Origin of the sequence: Antarctobacter sediminis, assembly GCF_019218285.1 — a bacterium.
Classification (GTDB): Bacteria; Pseudomonadota; Alphaproteobacteria; order Rhodobacterales; family Rhodobacteraceae; genus Antarctobacter; species Antarctobacter sediminis.
Window position 1 is genome coordinate 131,167 of the sequence record NZ_JAHUZG010000006.1, and the last position, 22,381, is coordinate 153,547.

A 22,381-nucleotide genomic window follows, 5' to 3' on the forward strand; every position below is an offset into this window, starting at 1 on the left:
GTGGATTTCGGGGGCAGGGCGCATTTTCGGCCCGGTCCCGTTGCGTGCGCAACGCCGCGCAACATCCGCGTTGCAGCGCCGGTCTAGCAGGGCGGGGTCAAGCCCGACTTTCGGACCCTGCGCAGGATGGTTGACCGGTTGACGCCCAGCCGGCGGGCCGCCTGCGCCATGTTCCAGCCGCAGGCATCCAGAATCGCCTCGAGGTCTTCCGCAGGGGCTTTGGGTTCGATCCGGGCCGGCAGATCGGGCAGGTCGACAACCTGTCCGTCGCAAAGCGAGGCGGCCATATCCAGTGCCGATTGCAACTCGCGGATGTTGCCGGGCCAGTCGCGCCCGCCAAGTTCCGCCCGTGCCGATGGCGATAATTGCAGCGCCCCGGCGGTGCGCCGCCGCAACAGCCGATCCAGCAGCCAGTCCATGTCCTGCCGCAAGCGCAGCGGCGGCAGGTCCAGCACCGCGCCCACGATGCGAAAGAACAGGTCTTCGCGCAGGGGCGAGGATGCGGGTGCGGCCACGCCCGGATCGCGGGCCGATCCGATGATCCGCAGATCCTCGCGCCGGTCCAGAACTGCCAGCAGCGCGGCCTGTGCCTCTGGATCAAGGTCCTCGACGCCTTTCAGGAACAAGGTCCCGGGCTTGGCCTCGTCCAGTGGCGCGATCCCCTCGGGTGTCAGCCCGGCGCAGCGCAACAGGTGAAAACCGCGCGGCGCGCCGCCCGCCACATGGATCGCGCGGGCCAGCGTTTCCTTGCCGGTGCCCGTTTCGCCCAGCAACACGATCGGCACCTTGCTGGAGGCCAGCCGCGCTGCCTTGCGCAGCAGCGTCTGCATCCGGGGATCGGCCCCGGCCAGCGCGGCAAACCCTTCGGGCACGTCACGCGGTTCGGCGCGCCACGGGCGGCGGATCGTCTGGGGGGCGATGGCATGGCCGAACAGGCCGCGCCCGTCGCGATGGTGCAGCACGCGGTCCTCGGTCGGGCGGCCACGCATCAGGTCGGGTAAATCGTCCACCGAGATGTTCAGCAGGTGGTCGATCCGTTTGCCGATCAGGCTGTCGCCGTCGCCCGGCGACAGACACCGTTCCGCCCCGTGGGTCAGGCCGACGATATGGCCCGATCCGTCCAGCGCCACGGCGGCCTCCGGGTCGACCTCTAGAAACTCGGGTGAGGTCGAAAACCGCAACACCCAGTTGCTGCGCGTCATGGCCATGAGGTTCGCCATCTCGACCCGGCGTGCCGAGGCGGTCACAAGGCTCATGGCCAGGTTCTGCGAGGCTTTGGACGATGGCGACCGCAGCAGCGAAATATCCAGAACCGCCGACAACTCGCCCTTGGTGTCAAAGATTGGTGCGGCGGTGCAGGACAGCGGTGTATGCGTCATCCCAAAATGATCGCTTTGGTGGATCGTCACCGCTTCGCCGGTCACAAGACAGGAGCCCACGCCGCAGGTGCCGGCAAGGTCTTCGGTCCAGTTATAGCCAAGGTGCAGACCGGCGCGGCGCAGGTCGTCCTCGAAACTGGGATCGCCAAAGAAATCCACGCAGACGCCTTTGGCATCGGCCAAAAGCAGCACATAGTTCTGCCCCGCGACCTGCCGGAACAACGCCTGAAGTCCCGAGCGCGCCGTGGCGATCAACCGCTCTGACTGCTCCCGGTGTTCGCGCAATTCGCTTTCGGACACGATATGTGCCGGGTCGCGGCGGGTCGGGTCCATGCCGTAGGTTTCGACACAGCGCCGCCAGCTGTCCGCCACCAGTTGATCGCGCCCGGTTTCCTGCCCGCGCAACACACGGTCGATTTCGGTCACATGGTCCAGATCGCTCATGCCGCCCCTCCCCAGTGGCTGCGCGACAGCTTACCCGCAAAAGGGCGTCCGGCCAGAAATTTCGGCACTGGCCTTTTGGACCGGTTGACAGCGGCGGTCAGAACCCGACCTGATCGGCGCCTTTCAGATCCAGCATGTCGCGCGCTTCGTCCGGGGTGGCGGGTTCCAGCCCCAGCCCCTCGATGATCTGGCGCGCCTTCATGACCTGTTCGGCGTTTGTCTTGGCCAGTTGCCCGGGGCCAAGCCAGAGCGAGTCCTCCAGCCCGACGCGCAGGTTGCCGCCCATGGCGGCGGCCATCGCGGCGATGGGCAGCTGGTTCTTGCCCGCGCCAAGAACCGACCAGCGGTATTGATCCCCGAACAGCCGGTCGGCGGTGCGCTTCATGTGCAGCACGTCGTCGGGATGCGCGCCGATGCCGCCCATCAGGCCGAACACCGTCTGGATGAACAGCGGCGGTTTCACCAACCCTTCGTCAAGGAAATGCCGCAGGTTATACAGATGCGAGGTGTCGTAGCATTCGAACTCGAACCGCGTGCCCGAAGCGCCCAGCGTGGTCAGGATGTATTCGATCTGACCAAAGCTGTTGTTGAAGATGATGTTCTTGTTTCCGACGTAGTCGCGCTCCCACTGGTGTTGCAGGTCCGGGAACCGTTTGAGCATCGGGAACAGGCCGAAATTCATGCTGCCCATGTTCAGCGAGGCGACCTCGGGGCGGTGGGTTTCGGCGGGGCGGACACGTTCCTCGACCGTCATCGTGGGCGCGCCACCGGTGGTGATGTTCACAACGCAGTCAGAGGCCTGCTTGATGATGCCAAGGAAAGGGGCAAAGGCCTCGGGCGTCTGATCGGGGCGGCCGTCCTGCGGATCGCGTGCGTGCAAGTGAACAATGGCGGCACCTGCCTTGGCCGCGCCAATGGCGGCCTCGGCGATTTCCGAGGCGGTCACCGGCAGATGTTCCGACATCGACGGCGTGTGGATGGCGCCGGTGACGGCGCAGGTGATGATCACCTTGCGGGGTTTGGCCATTGATAGCTCCTTGGGTCAAAGGGTGTCCGAGGCAAGATGGCGGCGCAGCGCGGCAAGCCGCTTGTCGCGCCGGTCCTGCCGTGCCCGGATGGCGGCGGGGCTGCGATCCTGTTCCCAGCCTTCGGCGATCTTTTCGGCAGTCTCGACCGAAAACACATCCGGCCCCGCCGGTTCTTGCGCCAGCCGGGCATAAAAGCCGCCGTACCGGGCGGCGTAGTCGGTGATCCCGCCGGGGGCGTTCAGGTCGACGGTTTCGATCGGCCCCATCAAGGCCCAACGCAGCCCAAGCCCGTGTTTGATGGTGGCGTCCAGCCCCTCGACGTCGACCACGCCTTCGCCCAGTAGCCGCAGCGCCTCGGCCAACAGCGCGCCTTGCAGCCGGTTGAGGACAAACCCGTCGCGTTCGCGGGTCATGCGCACGGGCACCTGGCCAATGCGGCGATAGAGCGCTTCGGCCCGGTCCAGCGCGTCCGCCGATGTCCATGGCGCGGGGCACATTTCAACAACCGGGACAAGGTGCGGCGGGTTCACCGGATGGCCGACAAGACAGCGGGCGCGATGCGCAAGATCCTCTGTGAACCGCGAGGCGACGATGGCGGATGTCGATGATGCAAGGACCGCCGCGGGATCTGCTGCCCGGTCCAATTGCGCAAATAGCGCCTGTTTGACCTCCAGTTGTTCCGGGCCGTTTTCCTGCACGAAACCGGCACCATCTACCGCCTCGTCCAGCGTGGTGCAGGTGCTTATGCGGGCCAGCGTGCCGCCGCGGTCGTCTAGCAGGCCCTCGGCTGTCAGCGTGTCGCAAAGCGTGGCAACCTCTGCACCAAAGCTGGTCAAGGCGTCGGGGCTGGCGTCCCAGACGCGCACCTTCAGGCCCGCACGGGCAAAGAGCGCAGCCCAGGACCGGCCGATCAATCCGGCCCCGACGATTGCCACGGTTTCGGTCATGGCCGTTTGTCCTCTCCCTGTTTGTCCCGACGATAGGCCGAGCCCGCGCGCCCCGGCAAGCGTCGTGGTATCGGGCCGCCTGCGACGGGCCTGCTCCCCGGAGACAAGGAATTTTGCTAGGATGGGGTGTCAGATCAGGGGGGACTGTCATGACAGAGTATTACAACCTCGGCGACTATGGCCGCAGCGCCAGCGCCGTTCCGGAGGCGCAGACATGGTTCGACAGGGGGCTGGTCTGGCTGTTCGCCTACAATCACGAAGAGGCAATCGTCTGTTTCGAACGGGCGCTTGCGGCGGACCCGTCCTGTGCGCTGGCCCATTGGGGCATCGCCTATGCCATCGGGCCGAATTACAACAAGCCATGGGAAGTGTTCACCCCCGAGGAAAAGGCCCCGTCGCTCAGTCGCGCCCATGCGGCGCTGGCCTCGGGACTGGCTTTGGAAGGGGCCGCGCCGGTAGAAAAGGCCCTGCTTGCCGCGCTGGCGGAACGCTATCCGCAAGACCCCGGGATCGAGGACTACCAGCCTTTCAACGACGGGTTCGCTGCGGCGATGAAACCGGTCTACGAGGCTTTCCCCGACGATCTGGACGTGAACTTTGTCTATGCCGAGGCGATGATGAATCGCACGCCATGGCAGTTGTGGGATTTCCATCGCGGGCTGCCCAACCCCGAGGCCTCGACATCCGAGGCAATGGCGGTTCTGGAGCGTGCCTTTGAACAGCTTGAGGGTGCCTGGGACCATCCCGGTTTGCTGCATATGTACATCCACCTGATGGAGATGTCGCCCCATCCCGAACGCGCCTTGCGCCACGGCGACCGGCTGACGGGACTGGTGCCCGATGCGGGGCATCTTGTGCATATGGCGACGCATATCGACGTTCTCTGCGGCGATTACCAGAATGTGCTGGCACGAAACCTCGCGGCGGCGAAGGTGGACGAAGTCTTCAAGCAGAGGGCAGGGGCCGCGAATTTCTATGCGCTTTACCGCATCCACAACCTGCATTTTGCGCTGTACGGGGCCATGTTTCTGGGACAGCGCGCCGCCGCGCTGGATGCGGCCCACCGGTTGCGGGACGAGGTGCCCGACGAGGTGGTCCGGGTCTACCCGGACCTGTTCGAAACCTTCGTGGCCGCGCTGCCGCATGTCTATATCCGGTTCGGGATGTGGTCCGAGGTCTTGGACCTCGAATTGCCGGAAGACACGCAACTTTACACTACGACCAACGCATTGATCCTGTATGCGCGCGCAATTGCGCTGGCCAACCTTGGACGCCATGACGAGGCAGAGATCGCGGGTCGAGATTTCATGGCCGCCTACGCGGTGGTGCCGGAAGAGCGGATGCTGTTCAACAACACCGCGCGCGACGTGCTGGCCGTGGCCGAACGGATGATGTGGGGGGAGATCGCCTACAAGGCCGGGCGCCGCGAAGAGGGGCTGGCCTGTTTGCGGCAGGCGGTCGCCCTTGATGACGGGTTACAATACGAGGAACCATGGTCATGGCCTCAACCCACGCGGCACGCGCTGGGCGCGCTGCTGATGGATGCCGGACAGCATGACGAGGCAGAGGCCGTCTATCGCGCCGATCTTGGGCTGGACGGATCGCTGCCACGGCCAAGCCAGCACCCGCGAAATGTATGGGCGCTGCACGGGTTGAACGAATGCCTTGTTCGTCGGGGCGAGCTGGTGGAACGCCCGCATATCGCCGGACTGTTGGATCAGGCGCTGGCCCGCGCCGATGTGCCGATCCGGGCCAGTTGCCTGTGCCGGTCGCGGGTGGCCGCCTGACGCGGGGCAAGCGAACCCGTATTGCTGTTGCTTTCTTTGGCGGTTTTGCCGGACTGCCCGCTTTTTAAGCGCTTGACGGCAAAGCTCTGATTTGGGGCGGCTGGGGTATATCCTTACCTGTTTCAACGCGGATTTGGCGGTATGATACCCTAAGTCAACCCGGGCCATGCAAGGAGTGCGCCACGTGACAGCAACACAGACCGCCAGCCAGACAAAGCAAAGCGGACCGGGGCTGCCGCGTCGCGCCATTCTTGGGGCGGTGTTGGTTTCGGCCTCGCTTGGGGTGGCGGCGGCGCTTGGGATTGCCGGGGCGGCCCTGTCCCCCTCCAGCGCGGACTTCGCCTTTAGCCGGGGCACGGCTTTTGCCAATGGCGAAGAGGCGCGGCTAAGGGCACAGGCGGCCCGTCTGGCCGCCGACGACCGGATCGTTTTGCGCATCACCGGTCATAGCGGCACACAGGGGGACGAGGCTGCAAACCTCACGCTGTCCGAGGAACGTGCCGAAACCGCGCGCCAGATCGTTCTGGATGCGGGATTTCCCCTGCGCCGGATCGACTGGGCAGGCGGGGTGGGCGGCGGCGACCCGCTGCCACGTGACAGCGACGTCAGTGATCGCGCCTTCCAGTCCAGCCTCGCACGGGTGACACTGTCATGGCAGGTGCGGCCATGAGTGTTTACGACCGCGCGGCCAGTGGCGGGCGGCTGTCGTCGCGCGCACCGGTTCTGCCCATGTTGCTGGTGCTGGGCGCGGTCCTTGTTGCGGGGCTTGCCTATCTGGCCTTCGTGCGCCTGCCCATGCCTTTTCCCGGCGCCCATGTGGCGGTGGCCGTGGTGCTGGGGCTGGCGTTGTCCCTTGGGGGCCTGATGTTGCTGCCGGCACGCGCGCTGCATTCCGAAGCGGCGCTGCTGGCCCATGCCTTCGACGCGCTGCACGGGGCGCAGGCCGGTCGCCATGCCACCGCGCTGGCCACGGTGATCGACACCCATGACCGCGCGCGGCGGATCCGGCGCATCGTCCCGGGCACGCAACAGGATATTGCCGAACTGCTGACACGCACCGCCGACCGTTTTGATGCTCTGGCGCGCAGCCTGTTCTATGCGCCGCGCGAACTGCCAAAGGTGCAGGCGGTTCTGGCCCGGTCCGACCTCGTGGTCGAGGCGATTGAAACCCATGGTGCCCTGCGCGCCCGCGCGGGCGGCGAAGGCAAGGATGTCGAGGCCAGCCGGGCGCATCTGCGGTCCAGCATAGAAAGCCTGCACGCCGCGCTTGACGGCCTTGAGGCGCGGGCGATCACATCCTTGCTGGAAAAGGTCGAAGTGGCCTCATCCACGGCAGAGACGCTGCTGAGACGCTGAGACCAGTCTGAATTCTACGGGGCGGGGGCCCCGACAACGACAAAGGACAAGTTATGCAGAAACTCATTCGATCCCTTTGCGTGGCCCTTGCGATGGGGGCGATGGCCTTGCCCGTTGCGGCGGAAACCGGCGATCCGCTGGCCGAGGTCATTACCAGCCCTGTCCGCGACTGTTCCGGCGGCACGACACAAAAGATGCCGCTGATTGCCTGGGGCGCGGATGGCGTTGTCGTTCATGCCAATGGCAAGTCGATGTCGCCCCGGCCCGGATTGTTGCAGGACGCGGGATGGGACCTGTCGCTGAGCGTCAAGGACAAGTTCGCCGCGCAGGTCGAGGACTATCTTGCCTGCGACACGCCGTTCCTGCGCGGCACCTTGGGCATGCTGATGGCCGCCGCTCCGGTGACAGAGGCGGATCCGCGCACCGAACAGATCGTGTTCTTCAAACATAGCTGGTCGGCCGGGGACGGGATCGTGGCCGCCGATGGCATCCGCCGCCCCTCTGACCTCAAGGGCAAGCGTATCGCGATTCAGGCCTATGGCCCCCATGTGGATTTCGTGGGCCGGGTGCTGTCGGACGCAGGCCTCAGCTTTGACGATGTGACTGTTGTCTGGGCCGAGGCGCTGACCGGCGATGGCGACACGCCCGCCAATCTCTTTGCCGATGGCAAGGCCGACGCCGCCGCCGTCATCCTGCCGGACGCCCGTTTCCTGACCTCGGGCGGTGCGGTGGGGACCGGTGCCGAAGGATCGGTGAAAGGTTCCACGATCCTGATCTCGACGCTGGAGGCGACCTCGGTCGTGGCGGATTATATCGCGGTGCGGGCGGATTACTTTGATGCCCACCGCGACGAGATCGCCAGAATGGTCAACGTGCTGTTCCGGGCCGAAGAGGAAATGCGCGCCTTCATGACCGAAGAGGGGAATCCCGACCGTGCCGCCATGGCCCGGATCATGGCCAATGATTTCCTTGGCGGCCTGCCCGAGGAAGAGGGGGTCTTTCTCTGGATGGATGCGATCACCGACGGCTGGTCCGGCAATGCCCGCCATTTCGCCGATCCGTCAGACCTGCGCCGTTTCGACGTGCTCAGCACCGAGGTCGCCACCGCCCTGCGCGGCGCGGGCATGATCGATTTCCCGCATGAACTGGCCACGGCGGAATGGGATTACACCACGCTGACCGACGGCCTGAAGAACCTCGACGATCGTCAGGTTGCCGCCTTCAACCCCGAAAAGGCCGCGCAGGCCGTCAACCGGTTGCGCCGCACCGGGCAGTTGGACGCCAATACCAAGATCGATTTCCAAGTCTATTTCGAACCGGATACCCCGGACTTCCCGATGCAGCTTTACGCCGAGGATTTCGCCGAGATCCTGCGCCTTGCCTCGACCTATTCCGGCGCGATCATCACCGTCGAAGGCCATGCTGACCCGTTGCATTTTCTGCGTCGGCAGAAGGACGGGGCGTCGAAGTCCGAGCTGCGCGGCATCCGCACGTCGACGCAGAACCTGTCGCTGCAACGGGCCATCGCCGTCGTCGATGCGCTGGAGCAATACGCCGAGGAAAACGGCATCCGCCTGATCCGCGATCAGTTCATCGTCGATGGCGTCGGCATTTCCAGCCCGGCCTTCAACCCGCCCACAACCGAGGCGGAATGGCGCCAGAACATGCGCGTCGTCTTTCGCGTGCTGACGGCTCAGGCCGAAGCAACCACCTTTGACCCGCTGTAACGGAGGCTGCCATGAGCAAGGCGAAAAATGCAGTCATAGCCGTGGCGGGCTTGGTGGTCGTGGGGGCCTTCATGGTCTACAACACCGCCGTCCGTGACGCGCCCTACGAACCTCAGGTTGACATGGGCACGGTGGACTGGGCCGCGGTCGCGGCATGGCCGCCCCTGATCGAAGTGTCAGATGTCGAAAGCGTCCCGGATCCGGACCGTATCTTTACCATGATCGTGCTGGACGACTCGGGTTCCATGGGATCGGATCTGGATCAGGCCAAGGCCGCCGTGCTGGAGGCGGTGCGCATGATGAAACCCACGGACCGGGTCGGGGTTCTGGCGCTGAATGCCGGTCTGGTGCTGCCGATCACCACGGTCGAGGACGCCAGTCTGACCCTGCAAGGCAAACTGGCCCCGCTGAGTTCCACCGGTTCCACGCCGCTTGGCCCGGCGCTGTCGGCGGCGCGTGACCTGCTGTCCGAAGAGGCGGCGCGCTCGCGGTCCTTCGGGACTTACCGGATTATCGTGACGACGGATGGCGCGGCAGACGATGCCGACCGGCTGGTGGCCGAGGTCAAGGAGACGGTGAACATGACACCGGTTCAGGTTGCCACCATCGGCATCGGCATCGGGCGGCGGCATGTGCTGAATGCCGAGGGTCAGACCAGCTATGTTGCGGTCGATGACGTCAGCAAGCTGAAGGATGCGCTACAGGCCGCGGTGGCCGAAAACGCCAGCTTTGACCCGATCACCGCCTTTGACGGGGACAAGTGACCGATGGGCCGCGCGCTTTTGCAATGGGATGAATGGAATCCGGGGCTGGACACGGATGACATGACATTGGCTGAGGTGCTGGCCACCTTGCCCGCCGCCGAGGCCGAGGATGTCCCCGAGATCATCCGCAAATACGAAAACCCCGAAAGCCCGGACGCGCTGCCCGGTGCGATCAGCCTTGCGCGGCACGATTGCATCCATGTGTTGTTGGGGAGGGGCCTGCATGTGCAGGACGAAGCCTTTGTGATCGGGGCGACCATGGGCGCGGCCTCGGACATTTCCGAGGCGGCGGTGGATACCTTCATACATGTGTCGACGACGCTCTATCCCGAAGTCTGGCAATTCAAGCCCGAGCATATCCCCAGCTACCGGTTGGGGGTGGGGTTTTCGATCGACAACCTGCCGGGGGCGGACCTGCACCTGATCCCGCTGGAACAAGAGCCTTGGCAGTCCATGACCGTGCGCGCCTTGCGCAAGCATTTCGGCATCTTCAAGGAGGAGCTGCGCGCCTATTTCCGCAAGGCGGAACTCTTGGTGCCGGGGACGCGGGCCTCGCGGCGGCTGGATACTTCGGCGCATCGGCGTGACCAGTCGCTGACACCGCGCGGGGGCGATGACGCCTAGCAGGCCGCCAGCAGCCGGTAAGGGCCAGCAGGACGCAGGCCTTTGCCGGTCACGCGTGCCATGGCCCATGCCAGCGCAAGGTTGCTGCCAAAGACCGGAAGGTCCAGTTCCCGTTCCAGATCTTCGATCACGTCCAGCGTTGGCAGGTTGGTGCAGGACAGAAAGACTCCGTCGATCCCGCCGTCGCGGGCCACGGCGCGGGCGGCTTCGATCACGCTGGCCTTGGAAATTCGCGCGACGTTGGCCTCTGCTGCCTCGCCGAAATGCACCGCGCGGACGACCTTGGTTGCGCCGTGTGTAAGGGCATCGCTGACCGGCTGCGCCACATCGGCCCGATAGGGCGATACCAGCCCCAGACGGCCAAGACCCAGCGCGCGACAGGCTTCTCGCGCGGCAGACAGGGGGTTGCAGACAGCGCGCGTCGTGCAGCCAGAGGAGATCAGTTCTGCCACACGCTCGACCCCGATCATCGTCGTGCCGGAGGTGCAGCCATAGGCCACCGCGTCGTATTCGGCCGAGGGCGGCAATAGTTCGACCGCACGGGGCAGGTCGATTTCCATGCGCGCCAGCGTTTCGGGTGTGACCTCGGCCCCGGCGGGCACACGGGTCACGTGGAACGAAGCAGACGATGCCGGAAACAGGCGGCGAAAGTCATTTTCCACGGTTTCATCCGTGTGCAGGGCAATCAGCGCCAGCGTGGGGCGATCCAGCGGGACAAGCTGGTAGGGAAAGCTGGTCATATGTCGATCTCCGGCAGGTCCGCAGGGGCGCGGGGGGAGAGCAATTCTGGACCATCCGCGCGCAACACGATGTTTTCTTCATGGACAAGGATGCGGCCCGGCGCGATCTCGACCGAAGGTTCCAGCGTCAGCACCATGTTTTCTTGCAGCGGCGTGTCGTCCTTGTCGGTGAATGAAGGCCATTCGGTCAGCGTGATGCCCAACCCATGACCCAGCCGCCCCCCGCCGGGCGTTGCGCCCCGCGTGGTCAATCCGTCGCACAGCACCCGATGGGCGTCCCTTGCGGTCATTCCGGGGCGCAGGCTGTCCAGAGCTTGCTCTGTCGCCCGGTACAACGCGTCCTGCGCGCGCCGCACCGTTTCAGACGGCGGTCCGATGGCATAGTTGCGGTCGAAATCGCAGAAATAACCGTCCTTGACCGCACCTGTGTCCAGCATCAGCACATCGCCCGGCCGGACCGGCACCGCCGCGGCTGGAGAGATCACATCGCCATAACCGCCTTGTCCCGCGCCACCCGCAGTGTAGCTGACCCAATCGGCCCCCGCCTCCAGCAGGGCGCATTGGAACTGGCGAAAGATCGCGTCAAGGTTGCGATGCCGGGCAACGATGCCGGGCACCCGGTCAAAGGCCTTGGCCGCGATGGCGCAGGTTCTGCGGATGGCCTCGATCTCGGGTTCGGATTTCACCTCGCGCACGCGCTGCACCGTGGCCGTGGCATCCACAAAGACACGGGGCGCCAGCGCCGCGGTCAGGCGGTGATACTCCGCCAAGGGCATCCGCAGGCTGGTTTCCAACCCCATGGGCAGGCCGATGCATCCCTTTTCCGGCACCAGCCCCGCCAGCGTTTCGGTCAGCAGCCCGATGCCGTCATCGTTCGGATCGGGGGCCGGCCAAGTGCGGATCTCGCCGGTGTGGCAGCTGGCCATCAGATGTGCGCCGATTTCGGGGATCACCGCGACGGGCGCGCCCTTGGCGGGCAGGATCACGAACCATGGCCGCGCCGGGCTTTCCCAAAAGCGGGTCAGGAACCCGGTGAGGTAAAAGACATCCGCCGGACTGGTCAGCAATAGCGCGTCTTGTCCGGCAACCGCCATCCGTGCCTGTAGCGCAGCCCAGCGGCGCGCGTATTCCGCCGCGCCAAAGCCCTGCGCGGCGTCAGCCATCCTCGGGTCCTTCGCTGAGGACGGTCAGCACCCGGGCCTCGGGACCGATGCCAGACAGGCCCGCGATCAGCGCGGCCAGACCGGCCCCGCCCGAAGGGGTGGTGGCCAGTCCATGTTGTCCCAGCAAGTCGACGCCCTGTTGGGCCTCGTCCTCGGTGATGGTCACAAAGGTATCGGCGTCCCGCGACAGCCCCGCAAGGGCGATCATCGACGGTGTCTTGCAGTCCAGTCGACCCATTGACGAAACCGGCCCGGTCGTCGTGACTGCCTTGCCCGCCTGAATGCTTGCAAAAAGCGCAGGGGCCGCGTCAGGTTCGACCACAAGGATCCGGGGCCCGTCCCCCCATGCCTTGCGAAAATGTGCCGCCAAGGCGGCGGCCATGCCACCGACACCGGCCTGCAACAGGATGTGGCTGGGCGCGGCGGGCATCTGGGCGACCGCCTCGGATGCCAGTTGCAAATAGCCTTCCATGACGGCCAGCGGCGGATCGGTGTACCCGTCCCAGGAACTGTCCGACAGCAGGGTCCAGCCCTTGTCGGCGGCGGCCTGTTCGGCGGCGGCCATGCTGTCTTCGTAGGTGGCGCCGGCGCGGACAACCTCGGCGCCCTTGGCGCGCAACCGGTCGGCAAAGGCCTCGGGCACGGTTTCGGCAAGGTAAATCACTGCTCGCGCGCCAAATACCGCCGCCCCGGCGGCCACGGACAGCCCGTGGTTGCCCGCGCTGGCGGCAACATAGGTGCGTCCGTCAGCCGAGGGCGGATCGCCCCCCGCGTCACAGGCGTCGCGGGCGATGGCATAGGCCGCACCAAGCGCCTTGAAACTGCCCAGTCCCATGCGGCTGCTTTCGTCCTTGATGAACAGCGCCCCGACGCCGCAGGCCCCGGCCAGCCCCGCCGCGTCATGCAGCCGGGTCTGAGCATGTTTCGGACAGCGCGCCAGCAGGGCCGAGACCGGCGCCGCGTCATCCGCCGGTTGCGGCCAGTCTTGCAGGATGCCGCTGCCGCGATGGGGGTTCTTCAGGATCTGGGGCAAGTCGAGGCTCCGGCGCTGTGGGATTTCGGGGGAGCCTAGGCACAATCCCCGCACCGCGCAATCGCCCTTGCCGGTCGGGATCACCCGGAGGCGATGTGGTCCGAAAAATGATCCGGGTAGGTCGCGCGCAGCACGTCCAGTCGGCTGATCGTGCCCGACAGATGGCTGCGCATGGCCTCGGCGGCGGTTTCGGGTTCGGCGGCGGCGATGCCGTCAAGGATACGGCGATGGTGATCGACGATATCCGCCATCTTGCCTTCCGAAGGCAGGTCCAGCCGCTGGCACCGCAAAAGGTGGCCCATCCGGCGCAACAGCATCTTTTGCAGGTTGGCCATGCCGACCCCTGCAAAAAGCGTCCGGTGAAAGGCGCGGTCCAGTTCGTTGAACATGCCGATCTGTTCGGTATCGCCCAACAAGGCCTCTTGCATGCGGAGGATGGCGCGGGCGCGGGCGACGGTCTCGGCATGGTCGCCGGTGGCCAGACGGCGTACCACTTCGGTTTCCACGGCCACGCGCAGGAACTGCGTTTCCCATAGCTGATCGACGTCGATCCGGTTCACGACGGTTCCCGACTGGGGCATGATCCGCAACAGCCCGTCTTCTTCGAGTCGCTGCATCGCTTCGCGCACGGGGGTCAGGCTGACGCCGAATTCCTTGGCCAGCGCATTACGCGACAAAGAGGTTCCGGGCGGAAACTCCAGCGACAGGATCTTGCCACGCAGTGCGTCATACACCGTGCCCGCCGCCGATGGCATGGCGGGTTTTGTCGTGTCTCCAAGGCTTTGGTCGATAGAAGACATGGTCGCGAAACTCCTGGATCCGTGCGCCGTTGGCGTGGCCTGTCAGATGCACGGACATGGGCATTCAATCAAGATTGACCGAGCTGATCAACTAATATATTAATTTAGTCAGTCGCTGAGGCAACCGCGTGGAGGAGTGCGGCGCGCAGCGCAATTTGGGAGGAAATAATGAAATTCGATAAGCTCAAGACCCTGTCGCGGGCAGGGGCGCTGGCGCTTGCGGCCATGGCTGCGGCCTCTGCCGCCACGGCCGCGGATCGCGTTCTGAAAATCCAGACCTCGTCCAATGCCAGCCACGCCTCGTTGGCCTATCTGAACGACGTCTGGGTGCCCAAGCTGGAGGCCATGACCGGCGGATCGCTGACCGTCGAACTGCTTCCGGTGGACGCTGTTGTGCCGCGCCGGGAAACCGCCGAGGCGATTTCGGTCGGCATTCTCGACGGCGACCTGACGTCGATCAACTATTTCGCGGGCATCGACCCGGCCTTTGCGCTGATGGGGGACCTGATCGCCGGCTATGACTCGGCCGACCAGATTCAGGCTTTCTGCGCGCAGGGTGGCGGCAAGGAAATGCTGCAAAAGCTGTATGACGCCCATTTCGAAGGGGTGCATGTGGTCGGTTGCGGGGCCTACGCCCGCGAAGCCTTTGTGTCCAAGGTGCCGGTGCGCGGTGTCGACGATCTAAAAGGGCTGAAGATCCGTTCGCCCGAAGGGCTGGCCGCAGATGTGTTCAAACGCGCAGGCGCGGCGCCTGTGTCCATGTCGGGTTCGGAAACCTATGGTGCGCTGGAAAAAGGCGTGATCGATGCGGCGGACAACTCGGCCTATGCCAACAACGATGCCAATGGCATGCACAAGATCGCCAAATATCCGATCTTCCCGGGCATCCACTCTACCCCGATCCTGCAATTCACCGTCTCCGAAGCGGTCTGGGAAGAACTGACCCCGGCCGAGCAGGTCGCCTTGGAAACCTGGTATCTTGCGGCCTACAACGGTCTTCGTCAGCATTTCGACCGTCTGGACCGACAGCTGGTGGCGCGTGACAAGGCGGCGGGCGAGCTGGAGATCATCGACTGGCCGCAGTCTGAGCGCGACAAGTTCCGCATGATCGCGCAGGAAGCGTGGAAGGATTTCGCCGCGGGTTCCGATCTCGCGAAAGAGGTCTATGACGCGCATATCTCCTTCATGAAGCAGGCCGGCCTGCTCTGATCCCAAGGGTCACTCCCGGGGTGCCCGACAGGGTTTCCCCAGACAGACGCGGCGCGTCCTGCGCGCCGCGTCGCAGGATGGCGGAGGCCCATGCCGCCTCGCCAGCAGACTGACATTTTCACGCAGACGTCAGCCAGACGCAGGAGACCCCCCGCGATGACGCAGGACATCGACAAGGCGATTGCGGCCACCGACATCGAGATCGCCGCGCAGGATCCGCTTCACGAGGATCTGGACATCGGGTTCGAAGACTATACGCCGGTCGACCATTTCAGCCACGTGGTGGGCATCGGAATTTCGGGGTTCTACCTCGTTGCCGCGCTGGCCACGCTGTACGAGGTCTTTTCGCGCTACGTGCTGCATGCGCCGACCTTTTGGGCCTTTGAAACCGTGATGGTCACGGTTGCCGCGGCATGGATGTTGTCGGCAGGCTATGTCACGCTCAAGAAACGTCATATTGCGATCACGGTGATCCACGGGCTGACCACGCGCCGTCAGCAATGGTGGCTGGACCTGTTTGCCATGCTGGTGGGTATCTTTGCGTTGTACATGCTGCTGACCGATGCGCCGATCCGCGCCTATGTCTCGGTCGAACGGGTCGAAAAATCCGGCTCTGCCTTCAACTCGCCGCTGCCCCTGATGATGAAGTCGCTGATGGTCATCGGGGCCTTCATGTACCTCGCGCAGTTGATGGTGAACCTGCACCGGCATCTGTCTTCCGGCTGGGCGAAATGGCTGGTCAAGATCGTTGCCGCCTATTTCGTGCTCTATTTTGTCTCGGCCTTCCTGTCCGAGGTTCTGGATTGGTCGGTGGCCAATGCCTTTTCCGGCTTCATCACCGATATCGGCAAGGCGCTGGACCCGTCCAAGGCCTTGCAGATGCGCAAGATGGACCTTGGCACCGTTTCGCTGATCATGGTCATCATGCTGGTGGCCCTGATGATGACGGGCATGCCGCTGGGCATCGTGACGCTGATCGTCTCGGTCATCATGGCGATCGGGTTCTTTGGGCCGCGGGGCCTGTTCCTTGTGTCGTCGAACGCCGTGGGGCTGCTGGAACATTACAGCCTTGTAGCGGTTCCGTTCTTTGTCCTCATGGCATCGATCCTTGAACGGGCGGGCATTGCCGAGGATCTGTTCGACGCAATGTCGATCTTTGCCGGTAACCTGCGTGGCGGCGTGGCGGTGCAGACGACCGTCGTCGCGGTGATCCTTGCCGCTATGTCCGGTGTCATGGGCGGCGAGATCGTGATGTTGGGGCTTGTCGCCCTGCCGCAGATGTTCCGCCTTGGCTATGACCGCAAGATCACCATCGGACTGATCTGTGCCGCAGGGGCTTTGGCCACGCTGATCCCGCCGTCGATCATCATGATCGTCTATGGCCTGTCGGCCGAGGTTGGTATCGGGGACCTGTTCATGGCCGGAGCGATCCCGGGGATCATGCTGGCGGTGTTTTATGCCAGCTATGTTCTGATCCGCGTCAACCTGAACCCGGCGCTGGCCCCGACAGCCGCCGAGGTGGCACAGATGACCGGCAAGGACCAGAAGCTGTCCCGTGAGCGCCTGACCGCGGTTCTGTTGTGTATCCTGCTGATAGGGGCTGTCATGGGGTCGATCTATGGCGGGATCGCCTCGGTGACCGAGGCCGCCGCCGTGGGCTGTATCGGCGCCATGTTCGTGGCCGCTGTTCGCAACCAGTTCAAATGGGACGTGGTCAGCGCCGCGTTGATGGGCACCATGACCACCGTCGGCACCATCATCTGGCTGGTGCTGGGCGCGGTCAGCTTTGTCGGCATCTTCAACCTTGTCGGCGGCGGAGAGTTCATGCGCTCGCTGTTTCTTGACCTCGGGCTGTCGGCGCTGGGCACGGTACTGGTCATGATGCTGATCCTGATGGTGCTGGGCACCTTCATGGAATGGATCGCCATCGTTCTGATCACCGTGCCGGTCTTTGCCCCGGTGGTGATGACGCTGGCGCCCGACCTTGGCCTGACCGAGGATCAGGCCAAGATCTGGTTCGGTATCCTGTTCGTCATGAACATCCAGATCTATTTCCTGTCGCCGCCCTTTGGCCCGGCCTGTTTCTGGCTGAAGTCGGTTGCGCCCAAGGATGTGACCCTGCAAGAAATCTTTCTGTCGGTGCTGCCTTTCATCGGCCTGCAGATCGTTGGTCTGCTGCTGGTGATGTTCTTCCCGCAGATCGCTCTGTGGCTTCCCGAATTGCTGAATTGAGGTGATGACATGATTGGTAGAGACTCGCGCCAAGACATTGACGGTTACGGTATCTGGCCATGGCTGCTGGGTGTTGTCATGGTCGGGGCGCTCATCGGCATCATGTTCGCCTTTGCTTCCCCCATTTCCTGAGAGACGACCCAATGGCCAAGAAACCCGAAGACCTCCGCTCCGCCCGCTGGTTCGCGCCAGATGACCTGCGGTCCATGGGGCACCGTTCCCGCGCCATGCAGATGGGGCTGGATGGCGAAGACTGGGAAGGCAAACCCGTCATCGCCATCATCAACACCTGGTCGGACCTGTCGCCCTGCCATCACCACCTGCGCGACCGTGCGGAGTTCGTGAAGAAAGGTGTCTATCAGGCGGGTGGGATGCCGGTGGAAATGCCGGTGCATTCCTTCAGCGAACAGTTCCTGAAACCCACCTCGATGCTGTATCGCAACATGGGGGCGCTGGAGGTCGAAGAGACCCTGCGCAGCCACCCGATCGACGGCGCGGTCCTGCTGGGCGGCTGTGACAAGTCCACGCCGGCGCTGGTCATGGGGGCGGTCAGCATGGGGCTGCCGTTCATCTTCATGCCGGCAGGCGCGATGCTGCGCGGCAATTATGCCGGGCAAAAGCTGGGATCCGGCACGGATGTCTGGAAATACTGGGACGAACGCCGCGCCGGCAATATCACCAAGGATCAATGGGACGGCGTGCAGGGCGGTATCGCCCGCAGCTATGGCACCTGCATGACCATGGGCACGGCCTCGACCATGATGAGCATCGCTGATGGCTGGGGCCTGACCCTGCCGGGCGCCTCGTCGATCCCGGCGCCGGATGCGGGGCACAAGCGCATGGCCGCGGCCTGTGGCCGCCGCGCGGTGGAAATGGTCTGGGAGGATCTGACGCCGGACAAGATCATGACGCCGGCAAGCACCCGCAACGCGGTGACCGTGGCCATGGCCACCGGCTGTTCGACCAATGCAATCATTCACCTGATTGCCATGGCACGTCGCGCGGGCGTGCCGCTGACGCTGGAGGATCTTGACGAGATCGGCCACAGCACGCCGGTCATCGCCAATATCCGGCCCTCGGGCAAAGACTACCTGATGGAGGATTTCTTTTACGCGGGTGGTCTGCCTGCCCTGATGAAGGAACTGGGCGACAAGCTGGATCTTTCGGTGACAACGGTGAACGGCCGCACGATGGGCGAGAACATCGCCGATGCGGTAAACTACAATGATGACGTGATCCGCCCGCTGTCGAACCCGGTCTACCACGAAGGCTCGCTTGCGGTGCTCAGGGGCAACCTTGCGCCTGACGGCGCGGTGATCAAACCCGCGGCGATGGATCCTAAGTTCCAGAAACACGCGGGCCCGGCCATTGTCGCCGATAGCTATGCCGAGCTGAAAGAGATCATCAACGACGAAGACTATCCGATGACGCCCGACAGCGTTCTGGTGCTGCGCAACGCGGGGCCGCAGGGGGGGCCGGGAATGCCGGAGTGGGGCATGATCCCCATGCCCAAGGCGCTGTTGAAACAGGGACACCGCGATATGCTGCGCCTTAGCGACGCGCGGATGTCAGGTACGTCCTACGGGGCCTGTATCCTGCATGTGGCCCCCGAGGCCTTTATCGGCGGGCCGCTGGCGCTGATCCGGACCGGCGACGTGATCGAGATCGACGTGCCCGGCCGCAGGTTGAACGTGCGCCTGACGGACGAGGAACTAGCGCAGCGGCGTGAGGGCTGGACCGCGCCGGAACCGCGTTTCGAGCGCGGTTGGGGATGGATGTACAGCAAGCACATCGAGCAGGCCGACAAGGGCTGTGACTTTGATTTCCTGCGCACCGAATTTGGCGCGCCGGTTCCCGAACCGGAGATCAACTGATGACAGCGCGCGCAATTGTCCCGGGCTTGCCCCGGGACCTCCTTGTTGTCGGGGCAGAGGCCCCGGATCAAGTCCGGGGCGCGGGGATGCTGTCATGACCGATCTTGCCAAGGCCCTGCGGGGCGTGTCGGGCATTCTGGTGACCCCCTTCGACGCAGAGGGCCAGATTGCACCGGAGTTGCAAATTCCCGTGGTCGACCGCGCCATTGCCGCCGGGGTTCACGTGCTGACCGCCAATGGCAACACGGGCGAGTTCTATGGACTGACCGTCGAGGAGGCCTGCACCATGGTGTCTGCCGCCGGGGCACATATCGCGGGCCGGGTGCCGATGGTGGCTGGTGTCGGGCGCGGTATCCGCGATGCGGAACGTCTGGCCGAAGCCTCGTACCGGGCGGGGGCCGCGGCGCTGATGATCCATCAACCGCCCGATCCCTTTGTCGCACCGCGCGGGCTGGTTGATTACGTGCGTGCGGTGCGGGTGGCAGGGCAGGGCTTGCCCATCGTGCTTTACCTGCGCAACGACATGATCGGCACGGATGCCATTGCCGCGCTCTGCAAGGTCGAGGGCGTCATCGGGGTGAAATGGGCCACGCCCAACCCGATGAAGCTTAAGGCGGCGATGGAGGCCGCGCCCGATCATATCGTCTGGACCGGCGGGCTGGCCGAAGTCTGGGCGCCGACCTTTTACGCGGTAGGCGCGCGAGGATTCACCAGTGGGCTGATCAATGTCTGGCCCGAGCGATCCGTCGCGATCAACGCCGCGCTTGAAGCGGGCGATTTCGCCAAGGCGCGCCAGTTGATTGCCGAGATGCAGGTGTTCGAAGACATCCGTGCCGATGAACAGGGCGGTGCCAATGTGCCCGGGGTCAAGGCGGCCTTGCGGTTGATGGGCGAGGATTGCGGCGCGGCCCGTCCGCCCGCGGCATGGCCGCTGAGCGATGAGCAGACGGCGCGGCTGCGCGCCTTTATGACAAAGAATGGCCTGATCTGAGGACCCAAGACATGACCGATGCACCGATGAACCCCGAAACCAAGGCCAAGCTGGAGCAGGTCTCTGTCGCGACGCTGGCGACCGCCCTGTTCAAGCGCGGGCTGCGCCATCAGGTGATTCAGGATGTGCGCCCCCTGAGCCGGAAGGGCAAGAACATGGTGGGGCCGGCCTTTACCCTGCGCTACATGCCCGCCCGCGAAGACCGCAACCAGCTGGTCGAGTTCCGCAATCCCGACCACCCGCAGCGCAAGGCGATCGAAACCTGCCCTCCGGGACACGTCATGGTCATGGACAGCCGCAAATCGGCCTATGCGGCCAGCGCCGGTGACATCCTCATCACCCGGCTGATGGTGCGCGGCGGTGCCGGTGTGGTCACGGATGGAGGATTTCGCGACGCCATGAACATCGCGGAACTGGACATGCCCGCCTATCATTCGCGCCCGTCCAGCCCCACCAACCTGACCACCAATGAGGCCATCGACATCAATGTGCCCATCGGCTGTGGCGATGCGCCCGTCTTTCCCGGGGATATCGTTGTTGGCGATGACGACAGTGTCATCATCATCCCGGCGCATCTGGCCGAGGAAATTGCGGAAGAGGCGGTCGAGATGACCGCTTACGAGGATTTCGCGCTGGAACAGGTGCAAAACGGAGCGACGATTATTGGCCTGTACCCGGCGACCAAGGAGGAGAACCTCGAAAAATTCGCCGAGTGGCGCAAAAAGACCGGGCGCTGAGCCTCTGTCATGTGTGACGGCCGCTCTCTGGTGATCCGCCTTGATGCGCGCGACAATGTCGTCGTTGCGCGCACCGATATTGCCGCGGGGACGCATGTGCCCGAGATTGGGGCGGTGGCGCGACAGGATGTGCCCGCGGGGCACAAGCTGGCGGCCGTGGCGATCTCCAGCGGGGCGCCGGTTCTGAAATATGCGACCGTGATCGGCTATGCCGGCGATGACATCGCCCCGGGCACATGGATGCATGCGCACAACGTTCTTATGGACGAGATTCAGAAGGACTATCGATTTGGCAAGGATTACGCGTCGGCCGACCTGCTGCCCGTGCAGGAGCGCGCGCGCTTCATGGGGATCGCGCGACCGGATGGGCGGGTCGGGACGCGCAACTACATCGGCGTCTTCATTACCGTAAACTGTGCTGCCACGGTGGCCCGCAAGATCGCGGCATATTTCGACGAAGAGCGGCTGGCCGCCTTTCCGAACGTCGACGGTGTTGTGCCCTTCATCCATCAGCAAGGCTGCGGGATGGAGGCCACAGGCGAACCGATGGATCTGCTGCATCGCACCCTGGCGGGCTATGTCCGTCACCCGAACCTTGCCGGGGCACTGGTCTGTTCGCTGGGATGCGAACGCAATTCGCTGGAGCGTTTCCTTGCCGATACGGCGCTGGAAACCGGGCAGATGCTGCGCACGATCCGAATGCAGGACATCGGGGGCACAGCGGCGGCCATCGCGGCCGGCAAAGAGGCCATACGTGCGATGTTGCCCGAGGCGAACAAGGCCCTGCGCAGCCCGCAATCTGCGGAACACATCCGCATCGGTCTGCAATGCGGCGGGTCGGACGGGTTTTCGGGCCTGTCCGCCAATCCGGCTTTGGGCAAGGCCGTGGATCGGCTGGCACGGCATGGCGGCACAGCCATACTGTCCGAGACACCGGAACTTTACGGCATTGAACACACGCTGACCGCCCGCGCCCGGGACGAGGCCACGGGCCGCGCCCTGTTGGAGCGGATCCGCTGGTGGCTGGAATATACCGACGGGCGCGATGTGCAGATGCAGGGCATCGTGGGACCGGGCAATCAGGCTGGCGGGTTGGCCAATGTGATCGAGAAATCGCTGGGCGGTGCCAAGAAAGGCGGGTCAACCGGGATCGAGGCGGTCTATCGTTATGCCGAACAGGTCACGGCGCGGGGTCTGGTCTACATGGACACGCCGGGCTATGACCCGGTAGCGGCCACGGGCCAAATTGCGGGCGGCGCCAATCTCATCTGTTTCACCACCGGGCGTGGCAGTTGCTTTGGCTCTTTCCCGGCGCCCACGATCAAGCTGGCCAGCAATACACCGATGTTCACACGGATGTCAGGGGACATGGATATCAACTGCGGCACCGTGATCGACGGAGAGCGGACGCTGGACCAGATGGGGCAGGAAATCTTTGCCCGCATTCTGGCGGTGGCCTCGGGCGAGAAATCGAAAAGCGAGGCGCTGGGCATAGGCGCCGAGGAATTTGCACCCTGGCCCATCGGGGTCACAGGTTAGAAAGGAC

20 protein-coding genes are annotated in these 22,381 nt (G+C 64.5%); 13 read left to right on the forward strand and 7 right to left on the reverse strand.

Annotated features, from left to right (window positions below; all coding sequences use genetic code 11):
- Positions 1 to 83: 83 nt before the first annotated feature.
- From KJP30_RS22045 to KJP30_RS22055, 3 genes are all read right to left on the reverse strand, one after another.
- Positions 84 to 1,823 carry a sigma-54-dependent Fis family transcriptional regulator gene (locus tag KJP30_RS22045; RefSeq protein WP_218451540.1) on the reverse strand — a complete coding sequence of 580 codons (1,740 nt, stop codon included), beginning with the start codon at positions 1,821 to 1,823 and terminating at the stop codon, positions 84 to 86.
- A 97-nt stretch (positions 1,824 to 1,920) separates the two neighbouring features.
- Positions 1,921 to 2,850, reverse strand: coding sequence for a 3,5-dioxohexanoate:acetyl-CoA acetone transferase (gene kce / locus KJP30_RS22050; RefSeq protein ID WP_218451541.1), 930 nt, complete (start codon positions 2,848 to 2,850; stop codon positions 1,921 to 1,923).
- Between the two features lie 15 nt (positions 2,851 to 2,865).
- Positions 2,866 to 3,798: a 3-hydroxyacyl-CoA dehydrogenase gene (locus KJP30_RS22055; protein WP_218451542.1), complete on the reverse strand. Its 933-nt coding sequence runs from the start codon at positions 3,796 to 3,798 to the stop codon at positions 2,866 to 2,868.
- 149 nt (positions 3,799 to 3,947) lie between these two features.
- Here KJP30_RS22055 and KJP30_RS22060 point away from each other — a divergent pair, with 149 nt between their 5' ends.
- From KJP30_RS22060 to KJP30_RS22085, 6 genes are all read left to right on the forward strand, one after another.
- A complete protein-coding gene (locus tag KJP30_RS22060; RefSeq protein WP_218451543.1) occupies positions 3,948 to 5,585 on the forward strand; it encodes a tetratricopeptide repeat protein in 1,638 nt (545 codons plus the stop codon).
- A gap of 184 nt (positions 5,586 to 5,769) precedes the next feature.
- Entirely contained in the window at positions 5,770 to 6,255 is a 486-nt protein-coding gene (locus KJP30_RS22065) for an OmpA family protein (RefSeq protein ID WP_218451544.1), read from the forward strand.
- Positions 6,252 to 6,941, forward strand: a complete 690-nt coding sequence (locus KJP30_RS22070) for a hypothetical protein (protein ID WP_218451545.1) — start codon at positions 6,252 to 6,254, stop codon at positions 6,939 to 6,941. Before KJP30_RS22065 ends, KJP30_RS22070 begins: the two co-directional genes overlap by 4 nt.
- A 53-nt stretch (positions 6,942 to 6,994) precedes the next feature.
- Positions 6,995 to 8,668 (forward strand): ABC transporter substrate-binding protein, encoded by a 1,674-nt coding sequence (locus KJP30_RS22075; protein ID WP_218451546.1) that lies wholly within the window; start codon positions 6,995 to 6,997, stop codon positions 8,666 to 8,668.
- Positions 8,669 to 8,679: 11 nt separating this feature from the next.
- A complete protein-coding gene (locus tag KJP30_RS22080; RefSeq protein WP_218451547.1) occupies positions 8,680 to 9,432 on the forward strand; it encodes a VWA domain-containing protein in 753 nt (250 codons plus the stop codon).
- Positions 9,433 to 9,435: 3 nt separating this feature from the next.
- Positions 9,436 to 10,056 (forward strand): hypothetical protein, encoded by a 621-nt coding sequence (locus KJP30_RS22085; RefSeq protein WP_218451548.1) that lies wholly within the window; start codon positions 9,436 to 9,438, stop codon positions 10,054 to 10,056.
- On the opposite strand, the gene KJP30_RS22090 is transcribed toward KJP30_RS22085, so the two are convergent.
- The 4 genes from KJP30_RS22090 to KJP30_RS22105 all read right to left on the reverse strand — a co-directional run bounded on the left by KJP30_RS22090 (position 10,053) and on the right by KJP30_RS22105 (position 13,792).
- Positions 10,053 to 10,796, reverse strand: coding sequence for a maleate cis-trans isomerase family protein (locus KJP30_RS22090; protein ID WP_218451549.1), 744 nt, complete (start codon positions 10,794 to 10,796; stop codon positions 10,053 to 10,055). The genes KJP30_RS22085 and KJP30_RS22090 overlap by 4 nt on opposite strands.
- Complete coding sequence (locus KJP30_RS22095; RefSeq protein WP_218451550.1) at positions 10,793 to 11,959, reverse strand: M24 family metallopeptidase; 1,167 nt, start codon at positions 11,957 to 11,959, stop codon at positions 10,793 to 10,795. The genes KJP30_RS22090 and KJP30_RS22095 overlap by 4 nt, the downstream gene beginning before the upstream one ends.
- A complete protein-coding gene (locus tag KJP30_RS22100; RefSeq protein ID WP_218451551.1) occupies positions 11,952 to 12,992 on the reverse strand; it encodes a pyridoxal-phosphate dependent enzyme in 1,041 nt (346 codons plus the stop codon). The genes KJP30_RS22095 and KJP30_RS22100 overlap by 8 nt, the downstream gene beginning before the upstream one ends.
- A gap of 80 nt (positions 12,993 to 13,072) precedes the next feature.
- Positions 13,073 to 13,792: a GntR family transcriptional regulator gene (locus KJP30_RS22105; protein ID WP_218451552.1), complete on the reverse strand. Its 720-nt coding sequence runs from the start codon at positions 13,790 to 13,792 to the stop codon at positions 13,073 to 13,075.
- Between the two features lie 168 nt (positions 13,793 to 13,960).
- Here KJP30_RS22105 and KJP30_RS22110 point away from each other — a divergent pair, with 168 nt between their 5' ends.
- The 7 genes from KJP30_RS22110 (at position 13,961) to KJP30_RS22140 (ending at position 22,374) form a co-directional block, all read left to right on the forward strand.
- Entirely contained in the window at positions 13,961 to 15,001 is a 1,041-nt protein-coding gene (locus KJP30_RS22110; RefSeq protein ID WP_218451553.1) for a TRAP transporter substrate-binding protein, read from the forward strand.
- Between the two features lie 156 nt (positions 15,002 to 15,157).
- The gene (locus KJP30_RS22115) at positions 15,158 to 17,233 is read left to right on the forward strand and encodes a TRAP transporter large permease subunit (RefSeq protein WP_218451554.1); all 2,076 of its coding nucleotides are present in this window, start codon (positions 15,158 to 15,160) and stop codon (positions 17,231 to 17,233) included.
- Between the two features lie 9 nt (positions 17,234 to 17,242).
- Positions 17,243 to 17,365 (forward strand): dihydroxy-acid dehydratase, encoded by a 123-nt coding sequence (locus KJP30_RS22120; protein ID WP_218451555.1) that lies wholly within the window; start codon positions 17,243 to 17,245, stop codon positions 17,363 to 17,365.
- An 11-nt stretch (positions 17,366 to 17,376) separates the two neighbouring features.
- Positions 17,377 to 19,107, forward strand: a complete 1,731-nt coding sequence (gene araD / locus KJP30_RS22125) for an L-arabinonate dehydratase (protein WP_218451556.1) — start codon at positions 17,377 to 17,379, stop codon at positions 19,105 to 19,107.
- Positions 19,108 to 19,201: 94 nt separating this feature from the next.
- A complete protein-coding gene (locus tag KJP30_RS22130; RefSeq protein WP_218451557.1) occupies positions 19,202 to 20,098 on the forward strand; it encodes a dihydrodipicolinate synthase family protein in 897 nt (298 codons plus the stop codon).
- Between the two features lie 11 nt (positions 20,099 to 20,109).
- Positions 20,110 to 20,835: a ribonuclease activity regulator RraA gene (locus KJP30_RS22135; RefSeq protein ID WP_218451558.1), complete on the forward strand. Its 726-nt coding sequence runs from the start codon at positions 20,110 to 20,112 to the stop codon at positions 20,833 to 20,835.
- A gap of 9 nt (positions 20,836 to 20,844) precedes the next feature.
- Positions 20,845 to 22,374 carry a UxaA family hydrolase gene (locus KJP30_RS22140; RefSeq protein ID WP_218451559.1) on the forward strand — a complete coding sequence of 510 codons (1,530 nt, stop codon included), beginning with the start codon at positions 20,845 to 20,847 and terminating at the stop codon, positions 22,372 to 22,374.
- Positions 22,375 to 22,381: the final 7 nt, after the last annotated feature.